14 protein-coding genes and 2 tRNA genes are annotated in these 15,331 nt (G+C 29.5%); 6 read left to right on the forward strand and 10 right to left on the reverse strand.

The features are described from left to right. Positions 1–33 precede the first annotated feature (33 nt). From BM335_RS12545 to BM335_RS12565, 5 genes are read left to right on the forward strand one after another with little or no spacing between them, the layout of a single operon-like run. Entirely contained in the window at positions 34–1,557 is a 1,524-nt protein-coding gene (locus BM335_RS12545; protein ID WP_090228411.1) for a hypothetical protein, read from the forward strand. Between the two features lie 2 nt (positions 1,558–1,559). Then, positions 1,560–2,240, forward strand: coding sequence for an SDR family NAD(P)-dependent oxidoreductase (locus BM335_RS12550; RefSeq protein ID WP_090228414.1), 681 nt, complete (start codon positions 1,560–1,562; stop codon positions 2,238–2,240). A 3-nt stretch (positions 2,241–2,243) separates the two neighbouring features. After that, positions 2,244–2,828 carry a SprT-like domain-containing protein gene (locus BM335_RS12555; protein WP_090228417.1) on the forward strand — a complete coding sequence of 195 codons (585 nt, stop codon included), beginning with the start codon at positions 2,244–2,246 and terminating at the stop codon, positions 2,826–2,828. A gap of 6 nt (positions 2,829–2,834) precedes the next feature. Beyond that, positions 2,835–3,911 carry a mannose-1-phosphate guanylyltransferase gene (locus tag BM335_RS12560; RefSeq protein WP_090228422.1) on the forward strand — a complete coding sequence of 359 codons (1,077 nt, stop codon included), beginning with the start codon at positions 2,835–2,837 and terminating at the stop codon, positions 3,909–3,911. 11 nt (positions 3,912–3,922) lie between these two features. Then, a complete protein-coding gene (locus BM335_RS12565; RefSeq protein ID WP_090228426.1) occupies positions 3,923–5,335 on the forward strand; it encodes a DUF389 domain-containing protein in 1,413 nt (470 codons plus the stop codon). Here BM335_RS12565 and BM335_RS12570 read toward each other — a convergent pair. The 5 genes from BM335_RS12570 to BM335_RS12590 all read right to left on the reverse strand — a co-directional run bounded on the left by BM335_RS12570 (position 5,332) and on the right by BM335_RS12590 (position 9,625). After that, positions 5,332–7,740: a TonB-dependent receptor gene (locus BM335_RS12570; RefSeq protein WP_090228429.1), complete on the reverse strand. Its 2,409-nt coding sequence runs from the start codon at positions 7,738–7,740 to the stop codon at positions 5,332–5,334. The two genes, BM335_RS12565 and BM335_RS12570, sit on opposite strands and share 4 nt — an antisense overlap. A 117-nt stretch (positions 7,741–7,857) precedes the next feature. Further along, positions 7,858–7,938: transfer RNA gene (locus tag BM335_RS12575), tRNA-Tyr, on the reverse strand. A gap of 44 nt (positions 7,939–7,982) precedes the next feature. Then, positions 7,983–8,055 (reverse strand) — tRNA-Lys (locus BM335_RS12580). Between the two features lie 62 nt (positions 8,056–8,117). After that, entirely contained in the window at positions 8,118–8,885 is a 768-nt protein-coding gene (locus BM335_RS12585) for an ABC transporter ATP-binding protein (RefSeq protein WP_090228433.1), read from the reverse strand. After that, positions 8,885–9,625 carry an MlaE family ABC transporter permease gene (locus BM335_RS12590; RefSeq protein WP_090228438.1) on the reverse strand — a complete coding sequence of 247 codons (741 nt, stop codon included), beginning with the start codon at positions 9,623–9,625 and terminating at the stop codon, positions 8,885–8,887. Before BM335_RS12590 ends, BM335_RS12585 begins: the two co-directional genes overlap by 1 nt. Before the next feature lie 123 nt (positions 9,626–9,748). Here BM335_RS12590 and pafA point away from each other — a divergent pair, with 123 nt between their 5' ends. Beyond that, positions 9,749–11,428, forward strand: coding sequence for an alkaline phosphatase PafA (gene pafA, locus BM335_RS12595; RefSeq protein WP_090228443.1), 1,680 nt, complete (start codon positions 9,749–9,751; stop codon positions 11,426–11,428). 45 nt (positions 11,429–11,473) lie between these two features. Here pafA and BM335_RS12600 read toward each other — a convergent pair whose 3' ends face one another. From BM335_RS12600 to porV, 5 genes are all read right to left on the reverse strand, one after another. Then, positions 11,474–12,097: a hypothetical protein gene (locus tag BM335_RS12600; protein WP_090228446.1), complete on the reverse strand. Its 624-nt coding sequence runs from the start codon at positions 12,095–12,097 to the stop codon at positions 11,474–11,476. 85 nt (positions 12,098–12,182) lie between these two features. Continuing rightward, positions 12,183–13,253 carry a 3-oxoacyl-ACP synthase III family protein gene (locus tag BM335_RS12605; protein WP_090228450.1) on the reverse strand — a complete coding sequence of 357 codons (1,071 nt, stop codon included), beginning with the start codon at positions 13,251–13,253 and terminating at the stop codon, positions 12,183–12,185. 32 nt (positions 13,254–13,285) lie between these two features. Next, positions 13,286–13,669 carry a group III truncated hemoglobin gene (locus BM335_RS12610; protein ID WP_090228454.1) on the reverse strand — a complete coding sequence of 128 codons (384 nt, stop codon included), beginning with the start codon at positions 13,667–13,669 and terminating at the stop codon, positions 13,286–13,288. An 8-nt stretch (positions 13,670–13,677) separates the two neighbouring features. Beyond that, on the reverse strand, positions 13,678–14,160 hold the full coding sequence (gene cdd, locus BM335_RS12615) for a cytidine deaminase (protein ID WP_090228457.1): 483 nt from the start codon (positions 14,158–14,160) through the stop codon (positions 13,678–13,680). Between the two features lie 22 nt (positions 14,161–14,182). Next, on the reverse strand, positions 14,183–15,325 hold the full coding sequence (gene porV / locus BM335_RS12620; RefSeq protein WP_090228460.1) for a type IX secretion system outer membrane channel protein PorV: 1,143 nt from the start codon (positions 15,323–15,325) through the stop codon (positions 14,183–14,185). Positions 15,326–15,331 lie beyond the last annotated feature (6 nt).

Below are 15,331 nucleotides of genomic sequence, written 5' to 3' on the forward strand. Positions count from 1 at the left end.
CTATTTTATATTAAATTTACAGAAAACCAACCTATGCGTACTCGTTTTTTTTCTTTATTGCTATTACTAATAATACTTGTAATATCTTGTAGAAAAGATTTTTCAACAGAATTAAGCACAGGTAAGTTACTTTTTTCAAAAGACACTGTTTTTTTAGATACCGTTTTTACCAATATTGGCTCAAGCACCTATAATTTAAAAGTGTACAACAAAAGTAATAACGCAATTAACATTCCAAGTGTAAAATTGGGCAGAGGAGAAAATTCCATGTACCGTTTAAATATTGATGGAAAACCTGGAAAAGTTTTTGAAAATATTGAAATTTTAGCCAAAGACAGTATTTATATATTTATTGAAACAACCATCAATTATAATACTGTTACCAATCCTATTTATACCGATTCTATTGTTTTTGATAGTGAAAATTATTTACAAGATGTAAAACTAATTACCTTAGTTAAAGATGCGCACTTTCTATTTCCATCAAAAAATACACAAGGAATTGTAGAAACTATTAACATAGGTGTTAATGAAGCTGGTGAAAATATTAAAATTAACGGATTTTATTTAAACGAAAACACCACATTTACAAACGAAAAACCCTATGTAATTTATGGTTATTGCGCTATTCCATCAGCAAAAACTTTAACTATTGATGCTGGTACAAACATTTTTTTTCATAAAAACTCTGGTTTAATAGTTTCTAAAAATGCAACTTTAAATATTAATGGCACATTAAATAATCAAGTTATTATTGAAGGCGATAGATTAGAACCGAGTTTTAGTAACATTCCCGGACAATGGGGCGCTATTTGGTTACGCGCCGGAAGTAAAAACAATTCCATACACAATACAATTATAAAAAATGCTTCTATTGGTATAATTTCCGATTCTATTGGAAACAGCTCATCTCCTACTTTAATTATAAAAAATACACAAATTTATAATAGTTCAAATTTTGGAATTTTAGGAAGAGAAACAAATATTACCGGAGAAAATTTGGTAATTAATAATAGCGGACAATCCTCTTTAGCCTGCACTATTGGTGGAACTTATAATTTTACACACGCCACTTTTACTAATTTTTGGAATAACAATTTTAGAGAATTTCCAACAGTACTAATTAATAATTATTACGCTTATTCACAAAACAACAATCAAATTGTAGTTGCAAAAGATTTATTTGCTGCCAACTTTACAAATTGTATTATTGATGGTAGCAATAACATTGAATTAATAATTGATAAGGCTGAAGGTGCTTCTTTTAATTTTTTATTTAAAAATAATTTGCTAAAATTTAATGATTATAATAGCACATATTCTTCCATACCTGAATATGATTTTGCAAATACAGCAAATTATCAGAACAATATTTTAAATGGAAAATCTCATTTTAAAAACCCAAAAAATAACGAATTAATAATTGGAGAAAAATCAGATGCAATTGAAAAAGCTACTATTCAAGGCACACAATTTGTACCAAATGATATTTTAGGTGTTTTAAGAACATCTCCAGCAGATATTGGCGCTTACCAACACATAATTTTTGAGAACTAACTATGAAAAATATAATTATTACAGGAACAAGTCGCGGAATTGGTTTTGAATTGGCGCAACTTTTCGCAAAAAATAACTACAACGTTTTGGCAATTTCCAGAAATGCTGAACCTCTAAAAAAACTGAACTTAAAAAACATATCAACTTTATCGGTAGATTTATCTGATGAGCATGATTTTAAAAAAGTCACTGATTTTGTTTCAAAAAATTGGAAAAAAGTAGATGTTTTAATTCATAATGCAGGAAAATTAATTAATAAACCTTTTGAAAAATTATCTTCAAAAGATTTTTTTGATGTTTACTCTATAAATGTTTTTGCTGTAGCACAATTAACAAGTGTTTTAATTCCATTTTTATCAAAAGGAAGTCATGTTGTTATAATTAGTAGTATTGGAGGCGTTCAAGGAAGTATGAAGTTTTCTGGTTTAGCAGCTTATAGCTCCTCAAAAGGAGCGGTTATAACTTTATCAGAATTACTTGCCGAAGAATATAAAGAACAACAAATTTCATTTAATGTTTTAGCTTTAGGTGCAGTTCAAACAGAAATGTTACAAGAAGCTTTCCCTGGATACAAAGCTCCAATTTCTGCTGAAGAAATGGCAAATTATATTTACAACTTTGCTTTAACTGGAAACAAATATTACAATGGTAAAATATTAGAAGTTTCTTCAACTACTCCTTAATTTATGATTGAAAAAATATCAAAATATCTTCCAGAAAATTCAATATATTTAGTTCAAGAAATTTTAGAAGAACACCACATTTTAATTAAAGTTGTAAATAAAAGAACCAGTAAACACGGTGATTTTAAAAGGTTTCCAAATGGTTCTTTTCAAATAACTATAAATAATAGTTTAAATCAATACCAATTTTTACTAACTTTAATACATGAAATTGCTCATTTTGTTACATACAAGCAAAGTAAAAGAGTAAAACCACATGGAATAGAGTGGAAAAGAAACTTTCAACATTTAATGTTGCCTTTTGTACAGCCAACTATTTATCCAGCATCGGTTTTACCTTTTTTAGCTAATTATTTAAAAAACCCTAAAGCTAGTACAGGATCTGATGTGAAATTAACTTTTGCTTTAAAACAATTTGATGAAATATCCGGAAAGAATTTTATATTTGAATTAAATGAAGGAAGTGTATTTCACTTTAATGGCAAAACCTATAAAAAAGGAATAACTAGAAGAACAAGAATTGAGTGTTTAGAAACTAGCAGTAATAGAATCTATTTATTCAATCAAAATGCAGAAGTAGAAATTTAAAAAACTATGAACAAAAATTATTATGCCGTTATTATGGCTGGAGGAATAGGATCTCGTTTTTGGCCAATGAGTACAAAACAATTTCCAAAACAATTTCATGATATTTTAGGAACAGGAACTTCCTTAATTCAACAAACATCAAAAAGATTTGAGCAAATAATTCCTTCAGAAAACATTTTAATAGCTACACATAAAGATTACCAAACATTGGTAAAAAAACATTTACCAAATATACCAACAAGTAATATTTTATTAGAACCTGCAATGCGCAATACAGCGCCTTGTATTTTATATAGCGCATTAAAAATTTACAATCAAAATCCGGATGGAATCATGATTGTAGCTCCTTCAGATCATTTGATTGAAAACGAGTCGGCTTTTATTGATAATATTAAAACTTCACTAAAATTTTGTGATGATAATGATGTATTAGTAACTCTTGGCATAAAACCAACATTTCCAAATACAGGTTATGGTTATATTAAATATATAGATTCTGAAGAAACCATAAAAAAAGTAAATTCCTTTACAGAAAAACCAAATTTAGAAAAAGCACAAGAGTTTTTAAATGATGGTAGATATCTTTGGAATGCAGGAATTTTTGTTTGGAGTGTAAAATCAATTCTTCAGCAATTTCAACTTAATTTACCTAAAATGTTTGCGCTTTTTAATTCAGAAAACAGTATTTACAATACTAGTTTAGAAGTTGATTTTATAAATACTATTTATGAAACTTCTGAAAATATTTCAATAGATTTTGGAATTATGGAAAAAGCAACCAACGTTTTTGTGCTTCCTGCAACATTTGTTTGGAATGATTTAGGTACTTGGTTATCACTTTATGAAAATTTAGAAAAAGATAAGAATAAAAATGCAACGGTTGGCGGACAAGTAATTTATAATAACGCTAACAACAATATTGTACGAACTCAAAACCACAAAAAAGTAGTAATACAAGGTTTAAATGATTATATTGTAATTGAAGAAAATGATATTTTATTAATTTGTCCTAAAAATAACGAGCAAGAGATTAAAACAATTAGAGAACAAGTTAAAAATAAATTTGGTGACAACTTTGTTTAAAATAATTTAAAATGGAAACTACCAACAACTCTGAAAACACCCCGGAAAAAGTTCATCCTATTAGTCTTATAGCTATATTTAATAGTATAAGAGCATTTTTGCATGATATTTTAGACATTAGACAAGATACTAATTCAAAAGGTACCATTGAAGATATTAAAGGAAATATCTCCATGAAAGGACATACTGCTTGGGTACTGGTTTTTTCAATTTTAATTGCATCTATAGGTTTAAATGTTAGTTCTCCAGCAGTTGTTATTGGAGCGATGTTAATTTCACCGCTAATGGGACCAATTTTAGGCGTTGGTCTATCAATTGGCATTAATGATATAGATACTTTAAAGCGCTCATTAACAAATTTAGGTGTAATGGTATCTTTAAGTTTAACAACATCATTTTTGTTTTTTTTAATTCCATTATTTAGAAATGAAACACCTGAATTATTAGCCAGAATTGCACCAGATGTTCGCGATGTATTTATTGCAATGGCTGGTGGATTGGCTTTAATTATAGCATTAAGTAGACGAAGCCAACAAACAAATACCATAGCTGGTGTTGCAATTGCTACTGCTTTAATGCCTCCTTTGTGTACAGCCGGGTACGGATTAGCTGTTGGTAATTTAAGTTACTTTGCCGGAGCCATGTTTCTTTTTACAATAAATACCATTTTTATTGCATTGGCAACGTTTGTTATTGTCAAGTTTTTAAAATTTCCAATGGTAAAATATATCAATTCTGAAAAAAGAAAAAAAGTAGCAAGAATGGCTTCATTTATTGCACTTTTAGTATTTTCTGGAAGTATTTATATGTTTTTTAATTTATATATAGAAAACAGATTTAAACAAAATGCACAAAATTTAATTAATGATATTAAAAAAAGTGGCATTAGCATAATTGATGAAGTTGCAGAAAATATCAATTATTCAGGAAAAAGTATTCAAGTTTTTATTTATGGAGATAAATTATCTGCAGACGAAATTGAAAAATGGAAATCTAAATTACCAGAATATGGTCTTGCTGGAACTCAACTTATATTAAAACAAGGTGTGGACGATTCTGACTTAAGACATGAGGTAAAAAACTTGACTGAACTATATTCCCAAAATCAAAAAATAATTTCATCAAGAGATGAATCTATCAAAGAAAAAGAAGAAAAAATAAAGCTTTTAGAAACTCAACTTAATAAATACTTTAATTCTCAAATTCCGTTTATTCAAATAAGTGAAGAAGCTAAAGCCAATTACAATGGTTTAAAACAAATTAGTTATGGTGTTATTGTACAAAATAATTTTAGTAAAGTTGATACCTTAACCGTATTTAATACCGAATGGAACGATTCTAATCCAAAATCAAAAGAGCAAAAGGCTTTATTACAAAAATGGCTTAAAATAAGATTAAACAAAGATAATATTCTGGTAAATTAAAAATCGATAATTACTCCAAAACGTGGTAAAACTGTTCCTGAAGAATTATCAATTTCTTCTAAAACATATTTTGAGCTATCATTTGCATCAATAATTCTATTTCCATTGTTATCAACCGTTGGAATTAAATATGGTTGTTGCTTACTTTCACTTCCATAAATATTTTGAATATCAATATAAAAATTTATCGAAAAGTGCTCCCAATACCAAGTTTTATCAACTCTCACATCTAATTGATGATAATTGTTGTAGCGTTCCGAGTTTAATTCATTATAATTTAAAATTCCACTATTTGAAATGTTGTAATTATCAATAGTCGCCGAAGCATTTATATCGTACGGTGTAAATGGACTTCCGCCAACAAAGCGAAACTTACCTCCTATTTCCCAGTTTTTTTGTAATTTTTTTCCACCAGTAATGGTTAACAAATGTTTATTATCCCACGATGAAGGAATATAATTATCGTTTTTATCCTTAAACTCGCTAACTACAAACGTGTAACTCACCAAACCATACAAACCATTATATGATTTTTTTTGTGCAAAAATCTCAAAACCATACGATCTTCCTTTTGAAGTTGATGTAACTTCCTCATTTCCAATAACACCAAAATCTGAACCTAAATTTGCCAAACTAATTTGATCTCTTAAAGAAAATGGATAGTTATCATATTTTTTATAAAATCCTTCTAATGAGATTCTTGCATCGTTTGAAGGTTTCAATTCCAATCCAGCAACTAAATGTTTGGCATTTATATATTTTAAATTGTTATTTTTATTCACCAACACATTTGAAGCATCTCTATAACCCAAAATTGTATATGCCGGAAGCTGGTAATAACTACCTGCGGAAGCATTTAATAACAATTTAGGATCTAGTTCATACGATAATGAAATTCTTGGTGAAAACTGATTAAATATATTTTTCATTTCACTGTTAAAATCTACACCATCAAATCGAACACCAAATGAAGTTCCCAGTTTAGAATTTAAATATTTTTTAGAAACCTGTCCGAACAAACTATATTTAAATAGTTTTAAATCCGACGAAAAATCTATTTCCGAAACACCGTTTGAATTTGCAAACTTTTGAAAAGTGGCATTACTATAATTTGCATCTTCCAAACCAACACCCATATTAATTTTATAACTGCTTTTTGATGTGATAGTGTTTTCAAACCTAAATTTATTTTCAGTTTCTTTAGAAACATACTGCAATAATAAATCATTGGGGTTTGTGGTATTGTTAAAATACTTTTTAGCGTTGTTTTCCCATTCGTTTCTACTCAAAACTAGCTGTTGTGTAGAATTTTCAGAAAAATGCTTGTATGATGCTCCTACGGTGTAATTCCACTGTTCCTGAACAGGAATATTACTTAAAATATAATTGTTTCTTTTAATAATATCTTCATCAGTAACCTTATCATTTACAGATTCGTTTAATTTAAATTTATCGATGGCTCCTAAACCAATAAAACTAATTTCACTTTTTGATGATAATTGATGCTTAACCTTAAATTGAAAATCGTTATAAGTAGGTAAAAAAGGTAATTTAATTAACTTAAATAACACCTGTAAATACGATTGACGCGCAGATAAAATAAATGTAGTTTTATCATTAATTGGTCCATCTAAGGTAATTCCAGCATCCGATGTTCCCAAGGTTGCTCTTGTATTTAACTTATCTGGATTTCCATCTTTTTGGGTAAACTCAATTATTGAGCTTAATGCATTTCCTTTATTTGCTTGAAATGAACTTGTATAAAAATCTACATTACGTATTAAATCGGCATTCATAATTCCAACAGGACCTCCTGTAGAACCTTGCGTTTGAAAATGATTTATAACTGGAACCTCAATTCCATCTAAATAAAATTTATTTTCAACTGGCGAACCTCCACGAATAATTATATCATTCCTAAAACCCGGATTTGAAGCCACACCTGGCAACGATTGAATTACTTTTAAAACATCTCTATTTCCTCCAGGATTTCGCTCAATTTCTGCAATTCCTAAAGATTGTTTAGATAATGGCGTTTCAATAATTTTTCTAAAGGGGCTGCTTACAATAGTAACTTCGCTTAAAACTTCATTATTTTGAATTAATTCAACAATAATAAAAGGTGTTTTTTCATTGGTAACTAAATAATCTTCAGAAAAGGTTGTTAAATAGCCTAAATAAGAAACTTGAATTGAATTATAACCTAACGGAACTTTAGTAATTTCAAATTCGCCATTTTCATTTGAAACCGACCCAATTGTCGAACCAACTACCACAACATTTACATAGGGTAGAGCTTCTCTTGTTTTTGAATCAATTATTTTACCTTTTATAACTCCTGAATTTTGGGAGTAGATTATAGAACTACCTATAATAAAGAAAAAAAACAACCAATTTTTTATCATAACAAATTATCTTAATATTGAAACAAATATACATTTTTTGTTTAACTATTTTATATTTTAATTAAACAAATGATTTTTAAATGAAAAAAAACCTCAAATATATATTTGAGGTTTTTGTGGTGAGAGGAGGATTCGAACCTCCGAAGCTTGCGCAGCAGATTTACAGTCTGCCCTCGTTGGCCACTTGAGTATCTCACCGCATTTTAAATAAAAAACTTCTCAGTATTTTAGAGAAGTTTTTGTGACCGGGCTGGGGCTCGAACCCAGGACCACCTCCTTAAAAGGGAGGTGCTCTACCAACTGAGCTACCAGGTCATTCTTTTCCTTTTTAGCGGGTGCAAATATAAGGGTATATTTTAAAAAAACAAACAACTTTGCTATTTAGTTTCATTTAAATATGCTTCTCTAACTTTCTTAAATAAATTAGATGAATATACAAATTTTACAATTGCTTCATTTTCAGTTTTAAAGATGTCTTTATTAGTACCTTCCCAAGCTTTTACACCATTTTTTAAAAAAACAATTTTTTCTCCAATTTCCATCACAGAATTCATATCATGTGAGTTTATTATGGTAATTATTTGATATTCATCCGTAATTTCTTGTATTAAATTATCAATAACTGTTGCTGTATTTGGATCAAGTCCAGAGTTTGGTTCATCACAAAATAAATATTTTGGTTTCATTACAATTGCTCTTGCAATGGCAACACGTTTTTGCATTCCACCAGATAATTCTGCCGGAAATTTTTTGTTTGCATCGTTTAAGTTAACGCGTTTCAAAACAAAATTTACGCGATCTAACATTTCAGACCTTGGCTGATCGGCAAACATTTTTAATGGAAACATAATATTTTCTTCAACAGTTAAAGAATCGTATAAAGCACCTCCTTGAAACACCATTCCTATTTCTTGACGTAATTGTCGCTGTGTAGTAATATCTAGCTCGGTATGTTTCCTTCCATCAAAAGAAATAATACCTTTATCTGGTTTATGCAGGCCCAATAAACACTTTAAAAAAACCGTTTTACCAGATCCACTTTGACCAATTATCATATTTGTTTTTCCCTTTTCAAAAGTAGTTGTAATACCTTTTAAAACTGGCACTCCATTAAATTCTTTATATAAATCGGTAACTTCAATCATTATCCTAGTAGCATTTGAGTTAAGAAATAATTCAATAAAATAATAACAACACTTGTCCAAACCACAGCTTGTGTACTTGCCCTACCAACTTCAAGAGAACCTCCTTTTACGTAATAACCGTGGTAAGCGGGAATGGTTGCAATTACAAAAGCAAATACCAATGTTTTGGTTAGCGCATATTTAACAAAATACGGATTAAAATCGAGTTGAATTCCATAAATAAAATCTTCAGTGTAAAACAAATCTGTTAAAACACCTGCTGTATAACCTCCAAAAATACCTAAAAACATTGCTAATGTGATAAGTAATGGATAAAAAAACAAGGTTGCAATTATTTTGGGCAATACTAAATAGTTCAATGAGTTTATTCCCATAACTTCTAAAGCATCAATTTGTTCTGTAACACGCATTGTTCCAATACTAGACGAAATATACGAACCTACTTTACCTGCCAAAATTACACACATAAATGTAGGAGCAAATTCCAAAATCATAGATCGTTTTGTAGCAAAACCAATTAAATATTTTGGGATGAATGGACTATCAACATTTAATGCTGTTTGAATAGCTACAACTCCGCCAACAAAAAAAGATATAAAAGTTATAATTCCTAAAGACTTTAGACCTAAATCTTCTATTTCTCTAAATAGCATTTCTCTAAAAACAGACCATTTTTGAGGTTTTTTAAAAACCTGCTTTAGCATTAAAAAATATTTACCAATATGTTCTAAATAGTTCATTCTATTTCTTTTTGGCTAAAATATTAAATTAATGTAACCTTTTCTGTTTTTAAAACAGAAAATTCATTGAACGCTTAAAAAAATACTACTTTTGAAATCTAATAATGGGACAATTCTTTTAAAATGAAAAAAATACTTTTTATACTACTTTTAAGCATCAGCTTTACACAATGTATTGCCGTAAAATCTAAAAAAACAACTTTTGTTGCTACTGAAAAAAAACAAACAAATCAGGTTGATTTTAAGCGCCCCAAACTTATAGTTGGCGTTGTTGTTGACCAAATGCGTTATGACTATTTAATTAAATTTTATAAAAAATATGGTGAAAATGGTTTCAAAAAATTAATGAAACTAGGTTATAACTTAGAGAATGTTCATTACAATTATATTCCAACATATACAGCTGTTGGACATACTTCTATCTACACAGGGACCACACCAACAAACCACGGAATTATTTCAAATAATTGGTACGATAAATATGAGAAAAAATCTATTTATTGTGTTGATGATGACAGATATGAAACTGTTGGTGCAAAAACTGGTGGAAAAAAATCACCTTACAGAATGTTAACTACCACAATTAGCGATCAATTGCGTTTGGCACAAAACATGAAAGGAAAATCAATTGGAGTTTCAATAAAAGACAGATCGGCTATTTTACCAGCTGGTCATACGGCAAATGCTGCGTATTGGTTTGAAGGTGGCGATGAAGGTAAATTTATATCCAGTACTTTTTATATGAATGAATTACCAAAGTGGGTAACTGATTTTAATAACAATGGAAAAGCAAATGCGTATTTAAATCAAATCTGGAATACCTTTTATGATATTAATTCTTATACTGAAACTTTGCCTGACAACAATAATTATGAAGGGTTGTTTAAAGGAAAAGAAACACCTACATTTCCATATAACTTAGCAGAATTAAGAAAACTAAATGACAATTACAGTTTATTAAAAGCGATTCCTTTTGGAAATTCAATAGTTACAGATTTTGCTGAAGCTACCATTATTGGCGAGAATTTAGGAACCAGTAATTTTACAGATTTTTTAGCCATCAGTTATTCCAGTACAGATTATGTAGGACATCAATTTGGTGTTGATGCTAAAGAATTAGAAGACACTTATATTAGAATGGATAAAGAAATTGAACGCTTACTAATAATTTTAGACTCAAATGTTGGAAAAGATAATTACACATTGTTTTTAACTGCTGATCACGCAGCTGTTGAAGTTCCTGCGTATTTAAATTCATTAAAAATTCCAGGCGGCTATTTTAATAATCAAGAATTTAAAACTCTAGTTAAAAAAATAGCTTTAGATAATTTTAAATCAAAAGAAATAATTGAAGATATATCTAATTATCAAATATACTTAAATAAAGACAAATTAAAAGAGCTAAAGCTTGATGCAAATTATGTATCACAAATAATTGCTGATGAAATTTTAAGCATTAAAAATGTTTACAAAACAGTCACTGGCCATACATTACAAACTACAAATTTTGACTTAGGCGTTTTACAAACCTTACAAAATGGTTATAATCAAAAATTTTCAGGAGATGTGCTTTTTGTACCAAATCCAACAACTATAACCTATGATAAAACAGGTAGTACACATGGTTCAGGATACAGTTATGATACTCATGTGCCTTTAATATTTTATGGAAGCGGCATTAAAAAAGGACAATCAGATAATTATTATCCAATAATTGATATTGCTCCTACAATTACTAGTTTTCTTAAAATTGCCCAAACAAACGGTAATACAGGCAAACCAATTATTGAAGTTTTAGATTAATATAAAAAAACCCTCAGATGAGGGTTTTTTTATTAATATTAAATTTTATTTTTCACCACCTGTATCTCCTCCTCCAGTTTCACAACTAAATTTACAGAACTCAAAATACATAGCCCAACTTCCGCCTTCAAATTCTTCTCCTTCTCCCCATCCAGTTTCTCGTTGTATTTCATTGCCTTTTTCATCAACTTTAACAACCTCACAGTGTGCGGCAATGTAAAAACATTCATTTAATGCTTCGGCTGGAATTTTATATTCAACCTCGAAATCTGAAATAATATTGGCTTCATAATCCATTCTTTTTTCAAACACACCAGGTTGAGGGTTTCCTTTTTTTGTTTCAGGAATACCTTCTTTGTCTCCAGCATATAAATGGGTTAATTTAAGTACCCAATCTTCATTTGTTAAATAAGTAATATAAACAAAATCTACACCTTCTTCATTCACAATTTCAACATCAATTCTACCTGCCGTGTAGTTTTGTCCAGCAATTAATGGTGTTGAATAACATGCTGATTCAGAATTTCTAGAAACTAATCCAGATAAATCTTTTGTATTTACCGTAAATTCATAAGAATTAGTTTCAATTTCTCCAAGCTGCAAATCATCAGTCTGACAGGAATTAAATAGTCCAATTGCTATAATAGCAATAAAAGTTTTTTTTATCATAATATTTGTCTTTGAGGGGTTTATCTTGTAAAGATACAAAAAAAACTTATTATAATTACTTTTATTGACTAATAGCTTTTTAAATTTAATACCTATAAACAACTGCATTAATGTTCATTCCGGCTCCAACAGAGGCTAAAATAACTATATCTCCATTATTAATTTCTTGGTTTTCAATTTTACCTTGTTTCACCAAATCAAAAAGAGTTGGCACTGTTGCAACAGAACTGTTTCCTAACTTATGTATGCTCATTGGCATAACATCTTTTGGAACTGCTTTTTTATACAGTCTATAAAATCGCTTTAAAATTGCTTCATCCATTTTTTCGTTTGCTTGATGAATAAAAATTTTCTTAACGTCATCAATACTCACACCACTTTTATCTAAAGCAGTTTTCATAGCTAACGGAACATGATTTAAACCATATTCATATATTTTCCTTCCAAACATTTTTATATAACGAATGTTTGATTTATCCTCTTTATTATATGACTTACCATAAAATAGATAAAAACATTCATCAACAGTGTTGGTTTGTGCAGCATGACTTAATATTCCTGTCTCTAAATCTCCTTCAACAGCTTCAACAATACACGCTCCTGCACCATCAGAATAAATCATTGAATCTCTATCAAAAGGATCAATTACTCTTGATAACGTTTCTGTACCAATTACTAAACATTTTTTAGCCATCCCAGATTTTATGTATGCTTCAGCTTGTATAACTCCTTGAATCCAACCTGGACAACCAAAAAGAATATCATAAGCTACACAATTAGGATTTTTAATGCCCAACCTTTGTTTCACTCTAGAAGCTAAACTTGGTAAAATATCACTTTGAATTGAGTTGCTTTTAACATCACCAAAATTATGGGCTAAAATTATATAGTCTATCGTTTCTTTATCAATACCAGCATCTAAAATAGCTCTATCAGCTGCAAAAAAACCTAAATCTGATGAAGTTAATTCTGGGGTTGCGTATCGCCTTTCTTCAATACCTGTTATTGACTTAAATTTATCTATAACTATTGCATTTTCATACTCAAATGGAGTGCCATCTTCGTTTAAAAACGTATCATTTAAAAAGTCAAAATTTTTTTTAACAAGCGTTGGAATATAACTGCCTGTTCCTGTAATTACTGAGTTAATTTTCATTCTATAAAATTAGACAATAAAATTAAAACGTATTACTTATTTAACTCAGAAATTTTAATTTCCATTACGATGGCTATCGACTGTGCACGCGACTTTGCTTGGTGTGAAACTTCACCCTCAAAAAGCTCATCAACCGAACTATTAAACATTGATAACCAAGTATTAAAGTGCTTTTTTGATATTGGATTTTTTTGATGTAAAGTTAGGTGTGGAAGCATTGCATTTTTACGATACCCACCAGAATAAAATAGCACATTATCCCAAAAATCTACTAAAGTTTGGAGATGCTCTTCTAATAAGTCTGGTTTACTAAATTCTAAAAAAAAATGACGCATTAAATCGTCATTCATTAATTTAGTATAAAAGTGTTTAACTAATAAATAGATATCTGCTCTATTTTCAATATCTTTTTTCATTTAAATTCTTAAAGAAAAGATTTATCAAATGCAATTGGTAATAAATTTAGTAAAGAATCTGTCATAATAATCTTCCCTATTTCACCCATAAAATAAACCTCAATTTTATCTTTTTGTTTTAATTCATATTCTGATAAAGTTTGCCTACACCCACCACAAGGAGCAACTGGCTCGCTTAATATTTGCGAAGATGAACTTGCCGAAATTGCCAATTTTAAAATTTTTGTAGTTGGATATTCTGAAGATGCTTTCCAAATTGCAACTCTTTCGGCACACATACCAGAAGGATATGCTGCATTTTCTTGATTATTCCCTGTTATTATTGTTCCATTTTCTAACAATAATGCTGCACCAACTTTAAATTTTGAATATGGTGCATAAGCGTTTTTTTTTGCTTCAATTGCAGCCTCCATTAACTGAATTACTGAGCTTTCAAGCTCACCAATAGCATCAAAAACTACTATATTAGTTTTAATTTCAACTTTTTTCATTAAAAAGATTTCCTTTTTTTAATTAATACACTTCAAAAATTTCTCCGAAATCAAATGATAATGAAAATCTTAGTGTATTTTCTAGCGGATTATTTATATCAGAAGCATTGAATAAATACGAAATATCTAATCTAGTGCTTTTAAATTTAAATCCAGATCCAATTGTAAAATATTTACGAGCTCCTTTAATATCACTTTCATTAAAATACCCAGCACGCAATGCAAAAGAGTTATCATATAGATACTCTGCACCTAATCCCCAAGTAAATTCTTTAAGTTCTTCACTAAAACCTCCTGGAGCATCTCCAAAAGATTTAAACATTCCGCTAACAAAACTTGCTTCTTCTTGCAAATATGGTGGTTCACCATTTCCATCACGAGAAACACTTGGTGTTGGCACCAATAATTTATTAAATTCTAAATTGACTCCAATTTTATTGTAATCGTCTAAAATAAAGTCAAATCCACCTCCAATTTTAAAATTTGTAGGAATATAATTTTCTTGTCCATCATCTGTATATGAAACTTTAGGTCCAATATTAGAAATATTAAATCCACCACGCCAAACACCATTAAAATCGCCATAATTTGCTTCGTTTGACTGAAAGTAACCAGAAATATCTACCGCAAATGTATTTACAGGATTTATTGTTGAATTTGCTGATTCTATACCAAGATCAGAACGAATATAACGCAATGTTACACCCATAGAATATGTTTCATTTAACTTTAATGAGTATGATCCATCTACCGAAAATTCATTTAATTTTTCTGTCCCTTCTGGCGCACCATTTATGTCGGTTAAATCAATTTGTCCTAAATTAAAGTATTTCAAACTTGCTGCCCAAGCACTTCTGTCGTCAATTCTATTAGCAAATGAAAAACCACCTAAAAACACATCGTTTGTAAGTTCTCTTAACCAAGGTGTATAGATAACTCCTACTGAAAACTGAGATTTCATAAATGCAAATTTAGAAGCATTCCAATGTTGAGAGTTTGCATCGGGTGAAGTTGCAACACCTACATCTCCCATACCTCCGGCTCTTGCATCAGGTGCAATTAAAAGAAATGGTGTGGCTGTTGTGATTGGATTTGGTATATCTTGAGCGTTAATAGTTTTTGCAAAAGCAACTAATATAACTAAGGTAAAAATTATTTTTTTCATTAAAAG

It is taken from the genome of Lutibacter maritimus (assembly GCF_900116115.1).
GTDB lineage: Bacteria > Bacteroidota > Bacteroidia > Flavobacteriales > Flavobacteriaceae > Lutibacter > Lutibacter maritimus.